Source organism: Actinomyces weissii (assembly GCF_016598775.1).
In the GTDB taxonomy this organism is placed as follows: domain Bacteria; phylum Actinomycetota; class Actinomycetes; order Actinomycetales; family Actinomycetaceae; genus Actinomyces; species Actinomyces weissii.
This window is the reverse complement of sequence record NZ_CP066802.1, coordinates 1,052,751-1,073,770: the sequence shown is the minus strand read 5'-3', so window position 1 is coordinate 1,073,770 and position 21,020 is coordinate 1,052,751. Positions and strand designations below refer to the sequence as shown.

Below are 21,020 nucleotides of genomic sequence, written 5' to 3'. Positions count from 1 at the left end.
GAGGTCACTTTAGCGAAGATTGCCGTGCCGTATTAGTGGCGCGCAGCCCCAAGTCGCCTAGCGGCGCGTGTTGTAGCGCACGCAACACATATATTCAAGGCACTTATCTAGGTTAGCCTACACTTAGTTCCTGAAGGCTACAGGTGAGGTGAGCCACGGCGAGTCCGCCTCCCGCAGCCCTTCCCACCCACGGCTGCGGCACCTCTCCGCGGCCAGGATCCCCGCTACCGTGGAGCAGTTGTGCAGCTGTCCGGCCAGGGCCGCCTGCACGGCCTGCTCCAGCGGCACCCAGGTAGGCACGAGCTCAGCCTCCTCCGCCTCCCGGACGACCCGCTGATCCAGGGGCAGCTCGTAGACCTCCCGGGCCAGGAACACGCGCACGGCCTCCGTGCAGAAGCCGGGCGAGGCGTACACGTCCACCAGCACGTCCCACCGGCGGGCTCCCAGGTCGGTCTCCTCCGCCAGCTCCCGGCGCGCGGCCTCCACCGCGGGCTCCCCCACCACGTCCTGCAGGCCCGCCGGAACCTCCCACAGGCAGGCACGCACGGGGTGGCGGTACTGGCGGATCATCAGCACCTCAGGGGCGCCCCCGGGCTGCGAGGACCCGGCTCCCTCACGCAGGGCCACCACGGCCACCGCGTTGTCGTGCGCCACCACCTGGCGGGCCACTGGCTGGGAGCGGGGGTCCAGGCGCACCAGGTCGGCGTCGACGGCGAAGACCGGGCCGCTCCAGACCCGCTCGGTGCCGGTGACCTCCCGGCTGAGGTCCTGCTGGTCACGCAACTCACCCATCAAGCACGCCGCCTCTCTAGGCGGGGCCCCTCCCCACCCTGCCTGAACCCTAAGGGACGAGCAGCCTGTCAGCCCAGGGACAGGGCCGTCACCAGCTGCTGGCGCAGCTGCTCCTCCCCCGGCAGTCCGGCTGCCGCCTGCTGGGCCCGCTGCCGCAGGGTGTCTAGGGCCTGCGGGTCGCGCAGCAGGCCGCTGGCCCGCTCAGCCAGCTCTGGGGCCTGTGGCGGGGCCAGCAGCGCCGCCCCCCGGGCGGTGTAGGCGGTGCCGCCGACGTCGGTGGCCAGCACGGCGGCCCCGGCCCGCAGCGCCTCCTGGACAGTCAGCGGCTGCCCCTCCCACAGGCTGGTCTGCACCACCAGATCAGCCTGGCGCATGAGGGTGTCGGTGTCCTCGCGGCGTCCTAGCAGCCGCACCGGCAGCCCCTCGGCCTGGATGCGCTCCTGAGCCCCCTGCCTGCCAGGCCCCTCCCCGGCCACCAACCACAGCAGGGGCGGCAGACGCCGGGCCGCCACCTCCTGCGACAGCAGCGCCGCCGTGTCCAGCAACAGGTCCAGCCCCTTCTGCGGAGCCAGGCGGGCCACCGTCAGCAACCTGCCGACCCCCTGGGGCCAGGGGGTCGCAGCGGCATCGGGGTCCGGGCCGGGGGACCGCTGCGGGGAGGGCACCACCGCCAGCTCCACCTGGGGGCAGCCCGCCTGCCGGGCCCGCTCAGCCAGGTCGGGGCTCACGGCCAGCACCAGGTCGGCGTGGGTGCACACTACGGCGTGCAGGCGCTCCCCGACCCACCTGGTCAGGCGGCCCCCCACGGGCAGGTTGTGGAGCGTGACCACCAACCGGGCCCGGCCCGCGCGCCTGCGTCCCAGCGCCAGGGCCGCCGCCGCGCCTGCCCGCAGGCCGTGGGCGTGGACCACGGCTGCCTCCCGCCCCAGGCGGTGGAGGCGGGCCAGCACCAGCAGGTCGCCGGGGCCGGGCCGGTCCCCCAGCTCCAGGGCCTCGGCGCGGGCGCCCCCCAGGTCCAGGCCCTCCAGCAGCCGGGCGGGGGCCTCCACGATGACGTCGTGCCCCGCCTGGGCCAGCAGCCGGGCGCACTGCCCCAGGTGGGCGCGCACCCCGCCGGCGGCGGAGCCGGATACCTCCAGCACCCGACGGCGCCCGCCTGCGGGCGCGTCCTGCGGCTCCCGTTCCTGTGCCTCGCTCATGCTTCTTCTCCTGTCTTCTGGACCGACTGGCCCTCACGGGGTCCTCCCCCAGGGGCCAGCACCGCCAGCAGCCCCGGCTGGGTCAGGTGCCCGGCCCCCAGCACCAGGGCGGCGGCCAGCAGGGCCCCTGCCGCCGAGAGCAGGACCTGCCCCCAGCCGCCCCCCGCCTGCAGGGCCAGCAGCCGCAGCAGCAGGCCGCTGCCAGCCGCCACAGGCACGCACACCAGCAGGCAGCGCCCTACCGGCCGCAGCGCCCGGGCGCCGGTGTAGCTGCCCAGGAGCGCGAGCAGCGCCGCGGCCGCCACCAGCATCCCGGCGCTCTGCCCCAGGGACAGGGCCAGGAGGGTGGCTGCTCCCTGCCCGCCCCCGGGGGCCAGCCGGTGCACCGCCAGCACCGTGGCCAGACTGACCACCAGCCAGCCCAGGCTGGTGGCCAGGGCTGCAGAACGGGAACGGTCCGCCGCCAGCAGCACCCGGCTCACCTGGTAGAGCAGGCTCATGCCCAGCACCGCCGGGGCCAGGGCCACCAGGGCCCGCTCCATGCCCGCCACCTGTGTGAGCCGGGTGAAGAAGGCCTCCGCACCTGGGGCGGCAGCCACCAGCAGGCCGGCCCCGGCGCAGGCCACCACCGTCACCAGGGCGGTCGAGCGCGCCGCCAGCGCGGCGGCCTCGGCCTGTGCCCGGTGGCCGCCCCCGGCGCAGGCCGCCGCCACCCGGGGGTAGAGGACCGTGGCCACCGGCACCGCCAGCACCGCGTAAGGCAGCAGGAAGACCGCCTGGGTGTACTGGTAGACCGCCACCGTCCCGGCCTCCCCGCCTGCGCGGGCCAGGGCCAGTACCACCAGCACGCTGGCCTGCTGCGCCAGCAGGCTCCAGGTGCCGGCCCCCGCCAGGCGCAGCGCCCGGCGGCGCTCCGGGCGAGGCAGCCCCAGTGCGGGCCGCAGCCGTACCCCCAGGCGCCGCACCGGCAGGAGCAGGGGCAGGCTCAGGGCCGCCACCCCGGCGGTCGTCCCCCAACCGAGCACCAGCAACGCCGTCTGCGGCTCCGTATCCCGCAGCAGGGCGTAGCAGCCGTAGGTCACCATCACCACCAGGCTGGAGAGCACCGGGGCCAGGGCGGGCCAGGTGAAGGAGCCGTGAGCCTGCAGCACCCCGCTAAGCACCACCCCTAGCCCGTACAGAGGTACCTGGACCGCAAACATCCGCAGGAAGGAGGCCACCAGCTGGCGCTGCAGCCCCGGGTCGGTGCCTGCCGAGACCGGCAGGAGGCTGGCCAAGGGCTCCGCCGCCACGGCCAGCAGGGCGGACGCCGGGACCAGCACCAGCAGCACGGCGCCCAGCAGCCCGGAGGCCAGACGGCCGCTGCGCTCGACGTCGGCCCCCCGGGCGGAGGAGGCCAGCAGGGGCACCACGGTGGCGGCCAGGGCCCCACCCACCACCACCTCGTAGAGGACGTTGGGGACCTGGTTGGCGGTGGCGTAGGCCCCGGCCACGGTCCCCGCCCCCACCGTGGTGGCCTGCACCACCCAGCGCAGGAAGCCCAGGAGGCGGGAGACCAGGGTCAGTCCGGCCACCGCCCCCGCGGCCGAGCCACCCGGCACCACCAGCCGGTGCAGCCGACCCCGCCTTCCGCTCATGCTGGCAGGCGGCCCAGCTGGTCCAGGGCGGACAGCCAGCGGTTGGTGGCTATCACCTGGCTGAAGGAGACCTTCTCGCTGGCCAGCACCAGCCCCACCCCGGTGGCGCAGGCGGTGGCCCGCAGCGCCGGGCAGGGGTGGGCGGCCAGGCTGGCCCCCAGCAGGGCTCCCAGCGCGTTCGCGCCGGTGTCACCGAGCATGGTGCGCTCCGCCAGGTCCCCTGGCAGGCTGACGGCGGCCACGGCCAGCACCCCGGTGGACAGCAGCCGGGAGGGAGCCGCACCTGCACCGCCCGCGGCGGCCACCCCCAGGGCGACCAGGCCACAGGCCTTGAGCGCCCGCCCCGGACGCAGGTCCAGCAGGTTGGCCAGGTTGGCCCAGGACGCGATCAGGGTGGTCCGGCCGGCGGCGTCGACCAGGAGCGGCAGCCGGTTCCGGCCCGGCCCACTGTGGCTGGCGGCCTGCAGGGCCAGCGCGCTGCCCGCCACCAGGGCGCCCCCACCGATCACTACGATCTTGAGGACCCCGGTGGTCACCTGCCCGCACGCCAGGGCGCCCAGGTGCCCGTGCAGCCCCTTGGCGGGAGCCTGCCCGTCATGGCTGCCCGCGTCCAGGTCGTCCACCAGTCCGGCGGCGGTGGCGCACAGGACGGCGGTGGCTGCGGCTGCCGCGGGCCCGCCCGGCTTCTGCTGACGGCGCAGGGCCCGGCCCGCCGCCAGGCTGGCGGCCAGGGCACCCAGGCCCGCGCCCACGCCGCCACGCAGGCTGACCTCCCGGTCGTGGAAGTTATGTCTAAGCAGGCTGCTGGCTCCCGTCAAGGAGGTGGCTCCCAGCCAGCTGCAGGCCGCAGACGCGGCAGCCACCTCCACGGCTGGGCGCAGGTACCTGGTCATCTGGCTCAGCCCTCGGTCTGGGCGTCTGCGGGCTGGGTGCCGGCGCCAGGGTCCTCACCGGGAGAGGCAGGCACGGCGGGGACAAGCGGGACAGGCACCGGCGGCACCTCCGGCATCACCGAGTCCGCTCCCTTGTCGAAGCCGTAGTGCTGCACGCTGCCACGGGACACGGCCGCCAGGGCCAGCGCCGTGGACACGGAGGCGGAGACCTGCCCCACGGAGTCCACAGTGCTCACCGGCGTCTGCTCCTTGCGCAGCAGGCTGACCAGGCCCGTGGGGGTGGCCGCCTCCCCCAGGACCACGGCGGGCGCCTTGGTGGACAGGCCGTGCACCGCCAGCACCCACTGTCCGGGGTCGTTGCCAGGGGTGGCCGGGGCCGTCGGGGCCACAGGCTGCTCCTGCGCCCGTGGCCCCAGCACCACCACCATGGTGGCCGGGGAAGCGGGCTGGGTCTCCACCGTGACCAGCGGCTCCTTGGTGGCGGTGAGCAGGTCCATAAGGGTGCTCGCCTCCTCCCCCTGGCTGGTCAGGGCCTTGCCCAGGGCCGCCCCCAGCACGGAGTTGCCGCTGCTCAAGGACAGCCCCGGCAGGTAGGCGGCGAGCTGCCCGGCGTAGGTGGAGCGGTAGGAGTCCTTACCCGGGTCGGTCCAGGCCGTCGTCAGGGCCACCTGCCCCACGACCTCGGCCCCGGCGTCGCCCAGCTGCTTGCTCAGCGAGTCGACGTCCTGGTCGTCAACCTCCGGCAGACGGACCAGGGCCACCTTCTGCCCGCTCAGGGTGCCCGGCAGCATGGCGGCCGCGGCCTGCGCTATGTAGGAGTCCCGTTCGTTGACGGCCTGGTCAATGGTCTCCAGGCGGGTCTGCATGGCCTGGCGGTCCTGGCGCAGCTGGGTGACCTGGTCGTTGAGCGCCGTCCCCAGGGAGTTCTGCAAGGGCCCGGCCCCCAGCACCACCCCCACGGCGAGGGCCAGGAACACGGAGATGAGGGAGACCAGGTGGTAACGGAAGTCGATCATGAGATGGGTTCCTTGCTGCTTGCTGGGCTCGGGAGGGTACCGCTCAGACCGAGGGCGGTGCGGGGGCCAGGCCCACCAGGCCCCGCAGGAAGTTGACCAGGTCGTCCCACACAGCCCCGGACAGACCCAGGAAGGTCTGTCCCGCCGGGGTGGAGGCTAGCGCCACCCACAGCGCCACCAGGCCGGAGAGCGCCAGCAGCGCCAGCTGCCAGCTGGAGATGCGGGTCTTGTACAGGTGGGAAACGCCTTTGGCGTCCACGAGCTTGGAGCCGACCTTCAGGCGGGTCAGGAAGGTGGAGCTCATACCAGCGCGCCCCTTGTCCAGGAACTCCAGGAGGGTCACGTGGGTGCCCACGGCCACGATCAGCCGGGCGCCCGCCTCGTCCGCCATCAGCATGGCGATGTCCTCGCTGGTGCCGGTGGCGGAGAAGACCAGGTGCTCCACCCCCAGGGCCTCCACCCGCTCCCGGCCCGGTGCCCGCCCGTCCCGGTAGGCGTGCACCACGATCTCAGCGCCGCAGGCCAGGGCCTTGTCGGAGACGGAGTCCATGTCCCCCACGATCATGTCCGGCTTGGCGCCCAGCTCCAGCAGGGCGTCCGCGCCGCCGTCCACCCCGATCAGCACGGGCTTGTAGTCGCGGATGTAGGGCCTTAGGACCTTGAGGTCCTCCTTGTAGGAGTAGCCGCGCACCACCACCAGCACGTGCCGCCCCGCCATCTGGGTCCTTATCTGCGGCATCCCGACGCCGTTGAGCAGCAGGTCGCGCTCGGCACGCATGTACTCCATGGTGTTGGTGGTGAAGGCCTCCAGCTGGGTGGCCAGGCCCTTGCGGGCCTCCTCCATGAGCCGCTCCACGCTGTCGTGGTCCTGGAGCTCGCCCTCGGCCAGCAGCCGGGTGCCGTCAGCCGAGCGCACCTCCGCACCGCGTACCTGCACCTCCTGACCGTCCTTGAGGCGCATCACGTCCGGGCCCAGGTCGTCCAGCAGGGGGATGCCCGCCTCCACCAGGATGCCCGGCCCCAGGTTGGGGTAGCGGCCGGACACGGAGGGGGCCGCGTTGAGGACGGCCAGCGGCTGGCGCTCCACCAGAGCCTCCGCGGCCACCCGGTCCAGGTCGCTGTGGTCAATGACGGCGATGTCCCCGGGGCGCAGACGCTTGGTCAGCCGCTTGGTGCGCGCGTCCACCCGCACCGGGCCAGTGAGCGGCCCTGTCTCAGCGGTGTCTGGGCGGCGGCGTAAAGAGATCCTCACGCCTGGGATTGTGCCATGCTAGCTTCGGCCAAGAGCTCAGCGGCATGTCGTCTGGCGGCCTGGGAGTCCTCGTGCCCGGAGAGCATGCGGGCGAGCTCGCGCTCCCGCTCCTGGCCCGTTACGGCGTGCACCTGGGTGCGGGCCCCCACCACCTGCTGGCCCCGGCCTGCCAGTACCTCCTCCTTGCGCACCACCAGGTGGGTGTCGGCCCAGGCGGCGACCTGGGCCAGGTGGGTGACCACGATGACCTGGTGGCTGCGGGCCAGGCGGGCCAGACGGCGGCCGATCTCGCGGGCGGCCCGACCGCCTACGCCGGCGTCGATCTCGTCAAAGACCAGGGTGCGGGCGTGGTCCCGCCCGGCTGCGGCGGCGGCACCACGGGCTCCGGCCAGCACCACCTCCAGGGCCAGCATCACCCGGGACAGCTCTCCCCCGGAGGCCCCTTTGCCCAGGGGCAGGGCGGGGGCGCCCGGGTGGGAGACCAGCAGCAGCCCCACGCCCTCGGCCCCGGTGGGGCCGGGCTCCTCCAGCGGGCTGAGCTCGACCACCAGCTGGGAGCCTTTCATCTCCAAGCCAGTCAGCTCGTCGGTGACCCGCTGCTGCAGGGTGTCGGCCAGCTGGCGGCGCGCCGCGCTGAGCTGCTGGGCAAGCTGGGTGAGCTGTGCCTGGGACGCCTGCAGCTCCTCCTCCAGGTCCGCCTGGGTTCCTTCAGGCCCGTCGATCTCCGCCAGGCGGGCAGCGGCCTGGGCGCCCCAGGCCAGCAGGGCGTCAACGTCCGCCAGCACGGTGGTGGCCCCGCCGGTCTCCTGGCAGGCACGGGCCAGCCGGGCGCGCCGGTCCTGGACGGCAGACAGGCGGGCCGGGTCCGCGTCCACCCGGGCCAGGTGGTCGCCCAGCTCGGCGGCCGCGTCCGCCGCCAGGTAGCTGAGCTCCTGCAGGCGGGTAGCGAGCCCTTGGAGGACCGGGTCGATACCGGTCACGGGCTCCAGCGCCCGCAGGGCGGCGGCCAGCAGGCTGGTGACGTCAGCCTCCTCCATGCCTGCTCCCGCCTCCTCGTCGGCGACCAGGGCGTTGCGGGCCCCCAGGGCCGCCCGCCGCAGGTCCTCAGCGTAGTCCAGGCGCTGGGCCTCAGCCACCAGGGCGTGGTCCTCCCCCGGCTGCGGGTCCAGCTCCTCCAGCTGCCCCAGCCAGTGGCGCAGGGACTCCGCCTCCTCGGCCCGCTGCTGGGTGCCCGCCTCCCAGGCGGCCAGGGCCTGGGAGGCCTGCTGGTGACGCCGGTAGGCGCTGGCGTACTCCCGGCACAGGGCGGCGTGGCGGCTCCCGCCCAGGGAGTCCAGGGCGGCGCGCTGGGCGGCGGCTGAGCGCAGCCGCAGCTGGTCAGCCTGCCCGTGCACGGACACCAGTGAGCTGCCGACGTCGGCCAGCACCGCCGAGGGCACCGAGGCCCCGCCCAGGTGGGCGCGGGAGCGCCCCTGGGCGGGCACCGTGCGCCGGGCGATCAGCAGGTCCTCGTCCAGCACCGCCCCGGCGTCGCCCGCCCGCTGAGCGGCCCGGGACCCGGGGGCCAGCAGCCAGGCCCCTTCCACCCGGGCGGCGGCGGCGCCGCTGCGGACCACCGAGGTCTCCGCCCGCTGCCCCAGCAGCAGCCCCAGGGAGGTCAGGACCATGGTCTTCCCGGCCCCGGTCTCGCCGGTCAGCGCGGTCAGGCCGGGGCCGAACACCAGCTCGGCCTGCTCGATCACCCCCAGGTCTCTGATCTGCAGTGACTCGATCATGCCGGGGCCTCGGCCGTGGAGCAGCTGGGGCTGACGGCGGGCACGCCGGTGCGCCAGCCCTCAACCGGCAGCTTGAGCTTGGCCACGAGCCGCTGGGAGAAGGGCGCGTCATTGAGCCGGGCCAGCCGCACCGGCTGCACGGCAGGGGTCACCCGCAGGCGGGATCCGGGCGGGACCGTCAGGTGGCGGCGCCCGTCGCACCAGACCTCCGCGCCGTCGCGGCCCGCATGCTGCACCACGATCTCCAGGCAGGAGCCGGGGCCGACCACCAGGGGGCGGGTGAACAGGGCGTGCGCGGCTATGGGCACCAGCAGCATGGCGGAGACGTCCGGCCACACGATCGGGCCCCCGCCGGAGAAGGCGTAGGCGGTGGAGCCGGTGGGGGTGGACACGACCAGGCCGTCACAGCCGAAGGAGGACACCGCCTGCCCGTCCACACCGATAGCGACCTCCAGCATCCGAGCCCGGTCAGCCTTCTCCAAGGCGGCCTCGTTCAGGGCCCAGGAGCGCTGCAGGCTGCCGTCGGGGCGCTGCACCTCGACGTCCACGACCATGCGGGTCTCCACGGTGTAGTCCCCGGCTACCACCCTTTCCACCACGGTCTCCACGGCCTCCGGGTCAGCCTCCGCCAGGAAGCCGACGTGCCCGGTGTTCACGCCGATCAGGGGGACGTCGTACTGGCGGGCTATCTCCAGGGCCCGCAGGATCGTGCCGTCCCCGCCGATAACCAGCACGAAGTCGATCGGCTCGGCCCCGGCCCCGGCCTGCACCTGGGTCTGCCCGGTCTCGTCCACCTGCAGGGGCAGGTCGTCCAGGCCAATGGCCTCTACCCTCTGGGCGGCCAGGAGCCGCCGTACCCGCTCAGCCGTGGCGGTGGTGGGGGTGGCGGCGCGGGCGTGCGGCGCCTCCCCCTCCACGCCTTCCTCCCGGCCTACCACCAGGACGCGCCGGACGCCTAGGCCGGGCCGGGCCGGGCCGGGGCGCTGCTGGCCACAGCTTGCGCTGCCGCCCCGGTCCTGGGCGGGCGGGTCCAGCGGCAGCGGGGACGTCTCAGGCATGGTCTCTCCTTCCCTGGCCGCAGCCAGCGGGTCCCTCCTGGACGGCGCGGCGCACCTCTGCGCGCAGGGACTCGCCGTCAAGGTCCGTGGGCCCACCGGCCTGGCCAGCGTGCATGGACAGGAAGTACTCGACGTTCCCGGCGGGGCCGGGCAGGGGTGAGGCGGTGACGGCGTCGATGCCCAGCCCCAGGGCGTGGGCCTGGGCCGCTACCGCCAGCACGCAGTCCTCGTGCAGCCGGGGGTCACGCACCACCCCGCCGTGGCCGAGCCGCTCCTTACCCACCTCGAACTGCGGCTTGACCATGAGCAGCAGGTCGGCCTGCGGGGCGGCGGCAGCCACCAGCGCAGGCAGCACCAGCCCCAGGGAGATGAAGGAGAGGTCGCCCACCACCAGCTCGGGGGCGGGTGCTACCGCCGCCGGGTCCAGCGTGCGCACGTTGGTGCGGTCCATGACGGTGACACGGGGGTCTGACTGCAGGGACCAGGCCAGCTGGCCGTAGCCGACGTCCACGGCCACCACGTGGGCGGCCCCCCGGCGCAGCAGCACGTCGGTGAAGCCCCCGGTGGAGGCCCCTGCGTCCAGGCAGCGGCGACCCGTGACCTGCGGGGCCAGGCCCCGCTCCTCCAGGGCGTCCAGGGCCCCGGCCAGCTTGTGCGCGCCCCGGGAGACGTAGTCCTGCCCGGCGGGGGTGATGACCTCGATGGCCTGGGCGGGGTTGACCTGCCGGGCAGCCTTGGTGGCGGTCATCCCGTCCAGGGTGACGTGTCCCTGGCTGATGAGCTCGGCGGCGTGGGCGCGGGAGCGGGCCAGGCCGCGACGCACCAGCTCGGAGTCCAGGCGGATCAGGCGGGCCACGGCTCAGCCCTCCGCCTCACGCAGGATGCGGGACAGCTCCGCGTGGACGCTGGCCAGCACCTCGCCGTGCTCCTCCAAGGGCAGCTGGGGCAGCTGCTCCAGGGAGGCGGTGTGGTCCGTGAGCACGGCCGGGGCCTGCCCTCGAGGGGCGGTGGGGACCGGGTGTGCCGGCGTGCTGCCGGGCACCGGGCCACCGGGCTGGCCCGCAGGCATAGCAGCAGGCAGAGACGAGGGAGTCCCTGCCGCGCGTCTCGTCGCGGCCAGGGCCTCCTGGACCGTATGAGGCTGGTGTGGCTGTGAGGGAGGCTGGGACTGGTTCCTAGCAGCCGTGCTGGCCAAGGTTGCAGGCGAGGGGACGGCAGGCGCCTTAGACACCTGGTCCTGGGACTCACGCTGCCGCCGTCGCTTCCTGCTCACGGGGCCACCACGGTGAGCTCAGGGACCTGCAAGGGCACGCTGCCGCCTGTGTCGGCGTGGGCCCAGGCGGCGCTGGCCAGGGCCCGGTAGGCGTCCAGGCTGATGCGGGCGGGAGCGCGCAGGGGGCCGACGCCGTCGAGCACCAGGTGGTCGCCCTCGGTGCGGGCACGGGCCTGCCCCACCACCCAGGCGCCGTCTGCCTGCACCTGGGGCTCAGGCTGGGGCTCCAGCAGGCCGCGCAGGTCCGTGTGCAGGTAGGCGGGCCGCTCGTCCGGCGGCGCCAGCACGACGTCCCGAGCAGTGTTCACGCCGGTGAGCACGTGCAGGCCGGGGATGCCAGCTTCCCGGGCCCCGACGTGGTCCGTGTTGAGCCGGTCCCCCACGGCCAGGGGGGCCTGCGCCCCACCGGCCTTGGCCAGGGCCCGCTGGTAGATGCCCGGGAAGGGCTTACCGCCTGCCAGGGGCCGGGAGCCGGTGGCGTGTGACAGGGCCTGTACCAGGGAGCCGTTGCCCAGGGCGAAGCCCCGCTCGGTAGGCAGGGTGGCGTCCAGGTTGGTGGCCACGTGCAGGGCCCCGGCGGCGATCGCGTAGGCACCCTCAGACAGCAGGGCCCAGTCGACGGCGGGGTCCCAGCCCTGCAGGACCGCTGCGGGTTGGTCGGTGGCGGTGCTGGTGACCCGGAAGCCCTCGTCCAGCAGGGCCTGGCGCAGGCCGTCACCGCCGACCACCAGCACGAGCGCCCCCGGCTCCAGGTGCTCCCGCAGCAGGGCGGCGCCGTCCATGGCGGCGGTGAACACCTCCTGGGCGACGGCGTCGATACCGTTGGCCGCCAGCTTGTCGACAACGGCCTGGGGCGCCCGGGAGGCGTTGTTGGTGACGAAGCAGGGACGCAGGCCCTGCTGGCGCGCCTGGTTCAGGGACTGGGCCGCGTGGGCTACCGGCGCCGCCCCGGAGAAGCAGACGCCGTCCAGGTCCACCAGGGCGACGTCGTGCGCGGTGGCCAGGGGCTGGGGGCAGCCACGCAGCCCGGCAGGCAGGGGGACCGGCTGGGGCGGGGTCACTGGTCCTGCTCCGGGCCAGACTCAGGGGCCGGGGCGTCGGCGGTGCCGCTGCGGGGGTCGATGCCCGCCTCCGCCAGGATCTCGTTGAGCTCGTCCTCGACCCGCTGCGCAAAGCCGGGCCTGCTGCTGGGGTCGGGGCCATCCTGCGGCTGCACCAGGGCGCCGGGCCCTGAGGGGCTGGGCTCGGGCGTGCTGGCGGCCTGGGGCTCAAGGTCCGCGGGGGCGGCGGCTCCGGGCTCCGGCTCCTCCTGCTCCCGGTGGTCCAGGCCCTTAGGGGAAGGGGCGGTGTCAGGCTCGTGCCCGTGCGTCTCGGGCTCCGGGTGCTCCAGGGTCGGTGCGGGGGTCTCCGCCGCGGTCTCGACACCTGCCTCCTGGCCTTCTGTCTGGCTGCTGGCTGCCGGAGCGGTGGCCTGGGACCGTGCCTGGTCCGACTGCGGCTGCTGCTCCTGCTCGGGCTCGTAGTCCTCCTCCAGGTCGTAGGCGACGATCTCCTCCTCGGGCTCGGGAGCCTCCTCGTCCTCTCCCTCCGGGGTAATGCCTATGCGGGCGCGGATCCTGTCCGCCTCCTGCTCCCGGCCCAGCTCCGTGAGGCGGTCCGCACGCACGGAGTGCATACGCCGCAGGGTCTCTCGGTCTCCGCGGAACAGGCGGATAGCGTCCTCGATCACCACCAGGCCGAGCTCAGGCTGGCCCTTCTCCGCACGCACGCCGGAGACGACCATGGCGATCTCGGCCTCCTCCAGGTCGTCCAGCTGCTTGGCGCTGGCGGCGGCAGCGACCTTGAGCGCCTGGTCCAGCCGGCCCAGGGCCCGCTCACAGTCCGCCTCGATGGCGTGGTGCAGGTCCAGCCCGGACAGGCGCCGTGCGGCCCGGATGTGGCTCAGGGCCTCCTGGTAGTGCCCGGCCAGGTAGGCGGCGATACCGGCGGACTCGCGTACCACCGCGACCCGCCCCGCGTGGGAGGAGGCGTAGCGGGCATGCTGGTAGGCCTGCTCCGGGTCGGACTCCAGCAGGCGCTGGAGCATGACCAGGTGGCGGGCAACGTTCTCGGCGTTGGCCCGGCCCAGGGCCCGCAGCTCGCGGCGGGCGGAGGCCTCCAGCATGGAAGGCTCGACGTCCTGGGGCACGCGGGGCTCGGGGATCCGCGCGTGCTGCGGGGCGCGGCTGGGGCGCCTGCCGTCCCGGTCGAAGCGTCCGCCACGGCCACCGCTCCGCTGCCGGTCCGTGGGGCGGCCACCACGTGCCGGGCGCTCGCGCCGGTCATAGCGGTCACCGCCGTCCCGCTGGCTGCGGGAGTGGTAGCCGTCCTCACGACGGGGGCGGTCCTGGCCGCCCTGGTAGCCCTCACGCTCCCGCCAGCTGCGACGCTGCCCGCGGGGGGCCCAGTCGCCCTGGTCCTGACGGTCATCCTCGCGGGGGCCGCTGTCCCGGAAACCGCGGGGCTGGTAGCCGTCCTCGCGACGGGGGCGGTCCTGGCCGCCCTGGTAGCCCTCACGCTCCCGCCAGCTGCGCCGCTGCCCGCGGGGGGCCCAATCACGCTGCTGCTGACGGCCATCCTCGCGGGGGCCGCGGGGCTGGTAGCCGTCCTCGCGGCGGGGGCGGTCCTGGCCGCCCTGGTAGCCCTCGCGCTCCCGCCAGCTGCGCCGCTGCCCGTTACCACCCTGGCCACCTGAGGAACCACGAGCGGAGAAACCGTGCCGGTTGCCAGCGCGGCGGGAGCCGCCTTGGTCGTTGTGCCGTTGGTAAGGCATCGTCTGTTCCTCTTTATCGCTCTGGTGGCTGTGTGCTGGTGCCAGGGTAGCGTGTCTGGGGTGGCCGTAGGCCCCCAGCCTGTTGGTTGGGGGCCTGCGGTGTGGTTTGTGCTCGGCGGTGTCCTACTCTCCCACACCCTGGCGGGTGCAGTACCATTGGCGCTGGGAGTCTTAGCTTCCGGGTTCGGAATGGGGCCGGGCGTTGCCTTCCCGCTGTGACCACCGAGACGTTGTGTGGGGTGTTTGTGGTGCTCGTGGTTGGTGCTTGTGGGTTGGTTGGTTGTGGGCCGTATAGTGGACGCTTGCGTTGGTGTTCCTGCCCCCCTTGGTGTGTTGTTGGGGGTTGTGTGTTGTTTGTGTTGGCCTATTAGTACCGGTCGGCTGCGGCCCTTGCGGGTCTTGCACCTCCGGCCTATCTACCCAGTGGTCTGCTGGGGGCCTTCCACCCGTGTGGGTGTGGATACCTTGTCTTGAAGGTGGTTTCCCGCTTAGATGCTTTCAGCGGTTACCCTTTCCGAACGTGGCTAACCAGCCGTGCCCCGGGCGGGACAACTGGCACACTAGAGGTTCGTCCGTCCCGGTCCTCTCGTACTAGGGACAGGTCTTCTCAAGTATCCTGCGCGCGCAGAGGATAGGGACCGAACTGTCTCACGACGTTCTAAACCCAGCTCGCGTACCGCTTTAATGGGCGAACAGCCCAACCCTTGGGACCTGCTCCAGCCCCAGGATGCGACGAGCCGACATCGAGGTGCCAAACCATGCCGTCGATATGGACTCTTGGGCAGGATCAGCCTGTTATCCCCGGGGTACCTTTTATCCGTTGAGCGACGACCCACCCACTCGGGATCGCCGGATCACTAGTTCCTGCTTTCGCACCTGCTTGACCTGTCGGTCTCGCAGTCAAGCCCCCTTGTGCACTTGCACTCGACACCTGGTTGCCGACCAGGCTGAGGGGACCTTTGAGCGCCTCCGTTACTTTTTAGGAGGCAACCGCCCCAGTTAAACTACCCACCAGGCACTGTCCCTGGCCCGGGTCACGGGCCGAGGTTCAGGCGCACGCCATGGCCAGAGTGGTATTTCAACGACGACTCCACCACCACTGGCGTGGCGGTTTCACGGTCTCCCACCTATCCTGCACAAGCCAGGGCGGGCGCCAATACCAAGCTGTAGTAAAGGTCCCGGGGTCTTTCCGTCCTTCTGCGCGTAACGAGCATCTTTACTCGTAGTGCAATTTCGCCGAGCTCATGGTGGAGACAGTAGAGAAGTCGTTACGCCATTCGTGCAGGTCGGAACTTACCCGACAAGGAATTTCGCTACCTTAGGATGGTTATAGTTACCACCGCCGTTTACTGGGGCTTGAATTCACCGCTTCACCCCGGTAGGGGGTTGACGGTTCCTCTTAACCTTCCAGCACCGGGCAGGCGTCAGTCCGTATACATCGCGTTGCGGCTTCGCACGGACCTGTGTTTTTAGTAAACAGTCGCTTCTCCCTGGTCTCTGCGGCCCTCACCCCTAGCCCGCGTGGGGCTTCAGGGCCTGGGCCCCCCTTCTCCCTAGGTTACGGGGGCATTTTGCCGAGTTCCTTCACCATGATTATCTCGTGCGCCTAGGCATACTCTGCCCGACCACCTGTGTCGGTTTAGGGTACGGGCGGCTGGCACCATCGCGTCGAGGCTTTTCTTGGCACCACAGGATCACCTTGCTTCCCCCACCCCTTGGGTGGGTTCCCCATCACGCCTGGCCTGTGCCGTTGAGGGCAGGTACCCGGATTTGCCTGGGTACCAGGCTGCGCGCTTAGACGGGCCAAGCCATTAGGCCCGCGAGGCTACCACTGTGCGTCACCCCTGTTAATACGCTTGCCTACCTGCGCGGAGGGTCCCCAGACCCCGTGGCACCAGTCCAGAGCCTACCGAAGCAGGCTGCCGGGCTGATTGTGCTACAGGGCGTGGGTCAGCACCCGCGCGTCAGCATGGGCGGTGCTTCGCCGGTACGGGAATATCGACCCGTTGTCCATCGACTACGCCTGTCGGCCTCGCCTTAGGTCCCGACTCACCCAGGGCGGACTAGCCTGGCCCTGGAACCCTTGGTCATTCGGCGCCAGGGTTTCTCACCCTGGTATCGCTACTCATGCCTGCATTCTCACTCCCGCACCGTCCACCCCTGGGTCACCCCGAGGCTTCTGCCGGTGCGGGACGCTCCCCTACCACCTGCCACCCCTGCCAAGGGGGGTCAAGCCCCCCGGAAGGAACACGTGGCAGGCCCGCGGCTTCGGCGGTGTGCTTGAGCCCCGCTACATTGTCGGCGCACGATCACTTGACCAGTGAGCTATTACGCACTCTTTCAAGGGTGGCTGCTTCTAAGCCAACCTCCTGGTTGTCTGCGCGACCGCACATCCTTTCCCACTTAGCACACGCTTAGGGGCCTTAGCCGGCGATCTGGGCTGTTTCCCTCTCGACCACGGAGCTTATCCCCCGCGGTCTCACTGCCCCGCTGCACCCGACGGCATTCGGAGTTTGGCTGACGTCAGTAACCCTGTGGGGCCCATCAGCCACCCAGTAGCTCTACCTCCGCCGGGCAGCACGGGACGCTGCACCTAAATGCATTTCGGGGAGAACCAGCTATCACGGAGTTTGATTGGCCTTTCACCCCTACCCACAGCTCATCCCTCCATTTTCAACTGAAGTGGGTTCGGTCCTCCACACGCTCTTACACGTGCTTCAACCTGGCCATGGGTAGATCACCCCGCTTCGGGTCCAGACCGTGCCACTCATAGGCGCCCTTTCGGACTCGCTTTCGCTACGGCTCCCCCTACCAGGTTAACCTCGCGACACGGCACTGACTCGCAGGCTCATTCTTCAAAAGGCACGCCATCACCCCTCAAGGCTCTGACGGCTTGTAAGCGCCCGGTTTCAGGTACTGTTTCACTCCCCTCCCGGGGTACTTTTCACCATTCCCTCACGGTACTGATCCGCTATCGGTCATCAGGAAGTATTCAGGCAGCCAAGTGGTCTTGGCAGATTCAACAGGATTCCACGGGCCCCGTGCTACTCGGGGTCGTGCCCGCACGGCCCGGCCAGTTTAGCCTACGGGGCTCTCACCCTCTACGGCCCCCCTTCCCAGAGGGTTCGGCTACCAGCCAGGTTTGTCACCGCGCCCACCACCGGCAGATGGCAGAAGAACACCCCACAACCCCACGACCGCAACCCCTGCCGGGTATCACACGACCGTGGTTTAACCATCATCCGCGTTCGCTCGCCACTACTAACGGAATATCTTCTCCTGCGGGTACTGAGATGTTTCACTTCCCGCGTCACCCCCCGCACCCTATGAATTCAGGTACGGGTGACACGACATGACTCGTGCCGGGTCCCCCCATTCGGACACCCTCGGATCACAGCCCGTCAGCCGGCTCCCCGAGGCTTATCGCAGGCCACCACGTCCTTCATCGGCCCCTGATGCCAAGGCATCCACCGAACGCTCATAAAAACAAACAAAACACAAGACCACCAGCACCAACAGTGCTAGCAGCCCACAAAGAACAAAGATGCTCGCGTCCACTATACAGTTCACAACCAACCCACCCACACCCCCAGACCCACCCCCCACCAGGAGGACAGGCCCAAGGGCCAGGCACCGAGGCGAGCTGCCCCAGGCCCCGACAGCGTGCCACGCCCCCACAGGCAGGAACCCGCAGGGGCCGCCCCCGCACGACAACGCGCAGGAGACGGCTTCCTATGCCACAGCGTCCCGAGTAAGGACGCACCCAAACCCTGTAGCCGGGCCCCCCGCCCCCAGGACGGGGACGGTACATCAGGCACCCGGCGGGCGGGCGCACAACAACATGTTGCTCCTTAGAAAGGAGGTGATCCAGCCGCACCTTCCGGTACGGCTACCTTGTTACGACTTCGTCCCAATCACCAGCCCCACCTTCGACCGCTCCCCGTAAGGCCACGGGCTTCGGGTGTTGCCAGCTTTCATGACGTGACGGGCGGTGTGTACAAGGCCCGAGAACGTATTCACCGCAGCGTTGCTGATCTGCGATTACTAGCGACTCCAACTTCACGGTGTCGAGTTGCAGACACCGATCCGAACTGAGACCGGCTTTAAGGGATTCGCTCCACCTCACGGTATCGCAGCCCTCTGTACCGGCCATTGTAGCATGCGTGAAGCCCAAGACATAAGGGGCATGATGATTTGACGTCATCCCCACCTTCCTCCGAGTTGACCCCGGCAGTCTCCCGCGAGTCCCACCACTACGTGCTGGCAACACGGGACAAGGGTTGCGCTCGTTGCGGGACTTAACCCAACATCTCACGACACGAGCTGACGACAACCATGCACCACCTGTGAGGGCGCCCCGAAGGGAAGGACCGTCTCCGGCCCCGCCACCCCCATGTCAAGCCTTGGTAAGGTTCTTCGCGTTGCATCGAATTAATCCGCATGCTCCGCCGCTTGTGCGGGCCCCCGTCAATTCCTTTGAGTTTTAGCCTTGCGGCCGTACTCCCCAGGCGGGGCACTTAATGCGTTAGCTACGGCGCGGAGACCCCGGAAAGAGCCCCCACACCTAGTGCCCAACGTTTACGGCGTGGACTACCAGGGTATCTAATCCTGTTCGCTCCCCACGCTTTCGCTCCTCAGCGTCAGTAACGGCCCAGAGACCCGCCTTCGCCACCGGTGTTCCTCCTGATATCTGCGCATTCCACCGCTACCAGGAATTCCAGTCTCCCCTACCGCACTCAAGCCGGCCCGTACCCACCGCAAGCCCCCGGTTAAGCCAGAGGATTTCACGACAGACGCGACCAGCCGCCTACGAGCTCTTTACGCCCAATAATTCCGGACAACGCTCGCGCCCTACGTATTACCGCGGCTGCTGGCACGTAGTTAGCCGGCGCTTCTTATCCAGCTACCGTCAACCACCCCCCAAGGAGGCGGCCTGCTTCACTGGCGAAAGAGGTTCACAACCCGAAGGCCTACATCCCTCACGCGGCGTCGCTGCATCAGGCTTGCGCCCATTGTGCAATATTCCCCACTGCTGCCTCCCGTAGGAGTCTGGGCCGTGTCTCAGTCCCAGTGTGGCCGTCCACCCTCTCAGGCCGGCTACCCGTCAAAGCCTTGGTAGGCCATCACCCCACCAACAAGCTGATAGGCCGCGAGCCCATCCCCCACCAGAAACAAACCTTTCCAGACCCACCCATGCGAGCAGGCCAGAATATCCCGTATTAGCCACCCTTTCAGGCGGTTATCCAGAAGAAGGGGGCAGGTTACTCACGTGTTACTCACCCGTTCGCCACTCATCCACCCAGCAAAAGCCAGGCATCACCGTTCGACTTGCATGTGTTAAGCACGCCGCCAGCGTTCGTCCTGAGCCAGGATCAAACTCTCCAAAAAAATCATCCAACCCATAAACCAGCCAACACCCCCAGACCCACACAGAGCCCAGAACCACCAACCAGCAAACAAGCCAAGACAACCAAACAGAGAAAAAACTCCAGGCCCAACCCACCCCCAACAAAAGAAAGGGGCAAGCAAAACCAAAACAAAACAAGACAACCAACCCCCAGAACCACAAAAGATCCCAAGAACCAGCCATCCCACTATGGCATAAAAAACATGACACACTATCGAGTTCTCAAACAACACACCCATTCGGATCCTACGGAACCTTGCGTTCCCGCCACCCCCGAAGGCGCCTGAGAAACTTTAAGGAATCATTTTCCAGATCTCAAATCCGTGGCCCATGAGCCCGCTCTCAACCTGCTTGATCCTCTTTAGTTCTCATTCCCTTGACGGCTCGGATCTCTCCGGTCCGTCTCGGGCCGGGAGGAACATTACGCAGACCTCCAGCCGAGGGTCAAACGAAATGGCGGTGACGGTGCACACAAAGCACCGTCACCGCCATAACCTCCTGCAAACAGGCCGTTCCAGGCCCCGGCTGCGCTGCCGCAGGCCCTCAGGCCTGCCGGGCCACCGCCAGGTTCCGGCGCCCCTTGCGCACCAGCACCACGCCCCCCGCCAGCAGCTGCTCCGCCGTCACCGGCGCCGCCTCGTCCAGCACCTTCACGTTGTTCAGGTAGGCGCCGCCCCCGGCCACGGTCTTACGGGCCGCGTTGCGTCCCTTCTCCAGGCCGGTGGACACCAGCAGGTCCACGATGGTCGACTCCCCCACCACCAGCTCCCCAGCAGGCAGGTCCGCGGTGGCGGAGGCCAGCGTGGGCTCGTCCAGCTCTGTCAGGTCCCCCTTGCCCCACAGGGCGGCGGTAGCGGCCTGCGCCTGGGCCACCGCCTCGGGCCCGTGGACCCAGGTGGTCACCTCCCGGGCCAGTACCTGCTGGGCCTCACGGGCCTTGGGGTTGGCCGCCGTCGCCGCCTCCAGGCGCTCGATCTCCGCCCGGTCCAGGAAGGTGAAGACCTTCAGGAAGCGCACCACGTCGGCGTCGTCGACCTGCAGCCAGAACTGGTAGAAGCCGTAGGGGCTGAGCATCTGGGGATTCAGCCAGATGGCCCCACCCTCGGTCTTGCCGAACTTGGTGCCGTCCGCCTTGGTGATCAAGGGGTTGGTCAGCACGTGCACGGAGGCGCCCTCAACCTTGTGAATCAGGTCCATTCCGCCCACGAGGTTGCCCCACTGGTCGTTGCCCCCAACCTCCAGGGTGCAGCCGTAGCGGCGGTACAGCTCCAGGTAGTCGTTGGCCTGCAGCACCTGATAGCTGAACTCGGTGTAGGAGATCCCCTCGTCGCTGGCCAGACGGCGCGCCACGATGTCCTTGGCGAGCATGGTGCCCATGCGGAAGTGCTTGCCCAGGTCCCGCAGGAAGTCCACCGCGCTCATGGAGGCGGTCCAGTCCAGGTTGTTGACGATCCGTGCCGGGTTGCTGCCCTCGAAGTCCAGCAGGTGCTCCAGCTGGGCCTGCAGGCTCTTGGCCCAGCCCGCCACCACCTCCTTGGTGTTGAGGGTCCGCTCTCCCTTGGCCCGCGGGTCACCGATCAGCCCGGTGGCACCACCCACCAGGGCCAGCGGGTGGTGTCCCGCCAGCTGCAGGTGCCGCATCACCTTCACGGCCACCAGGTGCCCGTGGTGCAGGGAGGGGGCGGTGGGGTCAAAGCCGCAGTAGAAGGTGAGCTGGTCCTCAGTGAGCGCCTGGCGCAGCGCGTCGATATCGGTGTGCTGGGCGATAAGGCCACGCCACTGCAGCTCGTCCAGGATGTCGGTCACGGTCCTGTGCCTCCCATAGCTCCTCCCGGCGTCTGGCGCCTGGGGCCGGAACGGCCTCCGGCGCCGCTAGTCTGCCACGACGGCGGCCCGGCGCCACTCC

Annotated in this window: 13 protein-coding genes and 3 rRNA genes; all 16 read right to left on the bottom strand. The window is 70.3% G+C overall.

The annotated features are described in order from the left end of the window. Nucleotides 1-123: 123 nt before the first annotated feature. Nucleotides 124-792, bottom strand: coding sequence for an NUDIX domain-containing protein (locus JG540_RS04405; RefSeq protein WP_200277576.1), 669 nt, complete (start codon nt 790-792; stop codon nt 124-126). A gap of 68 nt (nt 793-860) precedes the next feature. Continuing rightward, complete coding sequence (locus tag JG540_RS04400; protein WP_200277574.1) at nt 861-1,991, bottom strand: glycosyltransferase family 4 protein; 1,131 nt, start codon at nt 1,989-1,991, stop codon at nt 861-863. After that, entirely contained in the window at nt 1,988-3,628 is a 1,641-nt protein-coding gene (gene murJ / locus JG540_RS04395; RefSeq protein ID WP_200277572.1) for a murein biosynthesis integral membrane protein MurJ, read from the bottom strand. The genes JG540_RS04400 and murJ overlap by 4 nt, the downstream gene beginning before the upstream one ends. Further along, nucleotides 3,625-4,521 (bottom strand): hypothetical protein, encoded by an 897-nt coding sequence (locus JG540_RS04390; protein WP_200277570.1) that lies wholly within the window; start codon nt 4,519-4,521, stop codon nt 3,625-3,627. The genes murJ and JG540_RS04390 overlap by 4 nt, the downstream gene beginning before the upstream one ends. 5 nt (nt 4,522-4,526) lie before the next feature. Beyond that, entirely contained in the window at nt 4,527-5,537 is a 1,011-nt protein-coding gene (locus JG540_RS04385) for a copper transporter (protein WP_200277568.1), read from the bottom strand. Between the two features lie 43 nt (nt 5,538-5,580). Beyond that, complete coding sequence (gene steA / locus JG540_RS04380; protein WP_234042966.1) at nt 5,581-6,783, bottom strand: putative cytokinetic ring protein SteA; 1,203 nt, start codon at nt 6,781-6,783, stop codon at nt 5,581-5,583. 2 nt (nt 6,784-6,785) lie between these two features. Next, nucleotides 6,786-8,564 carry a DNA repair protein RecN gene (gene recN / locus JG540_RS04375; protein ID WP_200277566.1) on the bottom strand — a complete coding sequence of 593 codons (1,779 nt, stop codon included), beginning with the start codon at nt 8,562-8,564 and terminating at the stop codon, nt 6,786-6,788. Beyond that, nucleotides 8,561-9,622 (bottom strand): NAD kinase, encoded by a 1,062-nt coding sequence (locus JG540_RS04370; protein WP_200277564.1) that lies wholly within the window; start codon nt 9,620-9,622, stop codon nt 8,561-8,563. The genes recN and JG540_RS04370 overlap by 4 nt, the downstream gene beginning before the upstream one ends. Further along, nucleotides 9,615-10,478 (bottom strand): TlyA family RNA methyltransferase, encoded by an 864-nt coding sequence (locus tag JG540_RS04365; protein WP_200277556.1) that lies wholly within the window; start codon nt 10,476-10,478, stop codon nt 9,615-9,617. The genes JG540_RS04370 and JG540_RS04365 overlap by 8 nt, the downstream gene beginning before the upstream one ends. A gap of 3 nt (nt 10,479-10,481) precedes the next feature. Continuing rightward, entirely contained in the window at nt 10,482-10,604 is a 123-nt protein-coding gene (locus JG540_RS10575) for a hypothetical protein (RefSeq protein ID WP_267977951.1), read from the bottom strand. A 287-nt stretch (nt 10,605-10,891) separates the two neighbouring features. Beyond that, nucleotides 10,892-11,956: an HAD-IIA family hydrolase gene (locus JG540_RS04360; RefSeq protein WP_200277554.1), complete on the bottom strand. Its 1,065-nt coding sequence runs from the start codon at nt 11,954-11,956 to the stop codon at nt 10,892-10,894. Further along, the gene (locus JG540_RS10660) at nt 11,953-13,707 is read right to left on the bottom strand and encodes a hypothetical protein (RefSeq protein WP_325133391.1); all 1,755 of its coding nucleotides are present in this window, start codon (nt 13,705-13,707) and stop codon (nt 11,953-11,955) included. Before JG540_RS10660 ends, JG540_RS04360 begins: the two co-directional genes overlap by 4 nt. A 110-nt stretch (nt 13,708-13,817) precedes the next feature. Continuing rightward, a 5S ribosomal RNA gene (rrf, locus tag JG540_RS04350) occupies nt 13,818-13,934 on the bottom strand. 121 nt (nt 13,935-14,055) lie between these two features. Then, nucleotides 14,056-17,201: ribosomal RNA gene (locus JG540_RS04345) — 23S ribosomal RNA — on the bottom strand. A gap of 361 nt (nt 17,202-17,562) precedes the next feature. Continuing rightward, a 16S ribosomal RNA gene (locus JG540_RS04340) occupies nt 17,563-19,095 on the bottom strand. The 16S, 23S and 5S rRNA genes sit together here, the layout of an rRNA operon. Before the next feature lie 562 nt (nt 19,096-19,657). Further along, a complete protein-coding gene (gene tyrS, locus JG540_RS04335) occupies nt 19,658-20,920 on the bottom strand; it encodes a tyrosine--tRNA ligase (RefSeq protein WP_200277552.1) in 1,263 nt (420 codons plus the stop codon). Nucleotides 20,921-21,020: the final 100 nt, after the last annotated feature.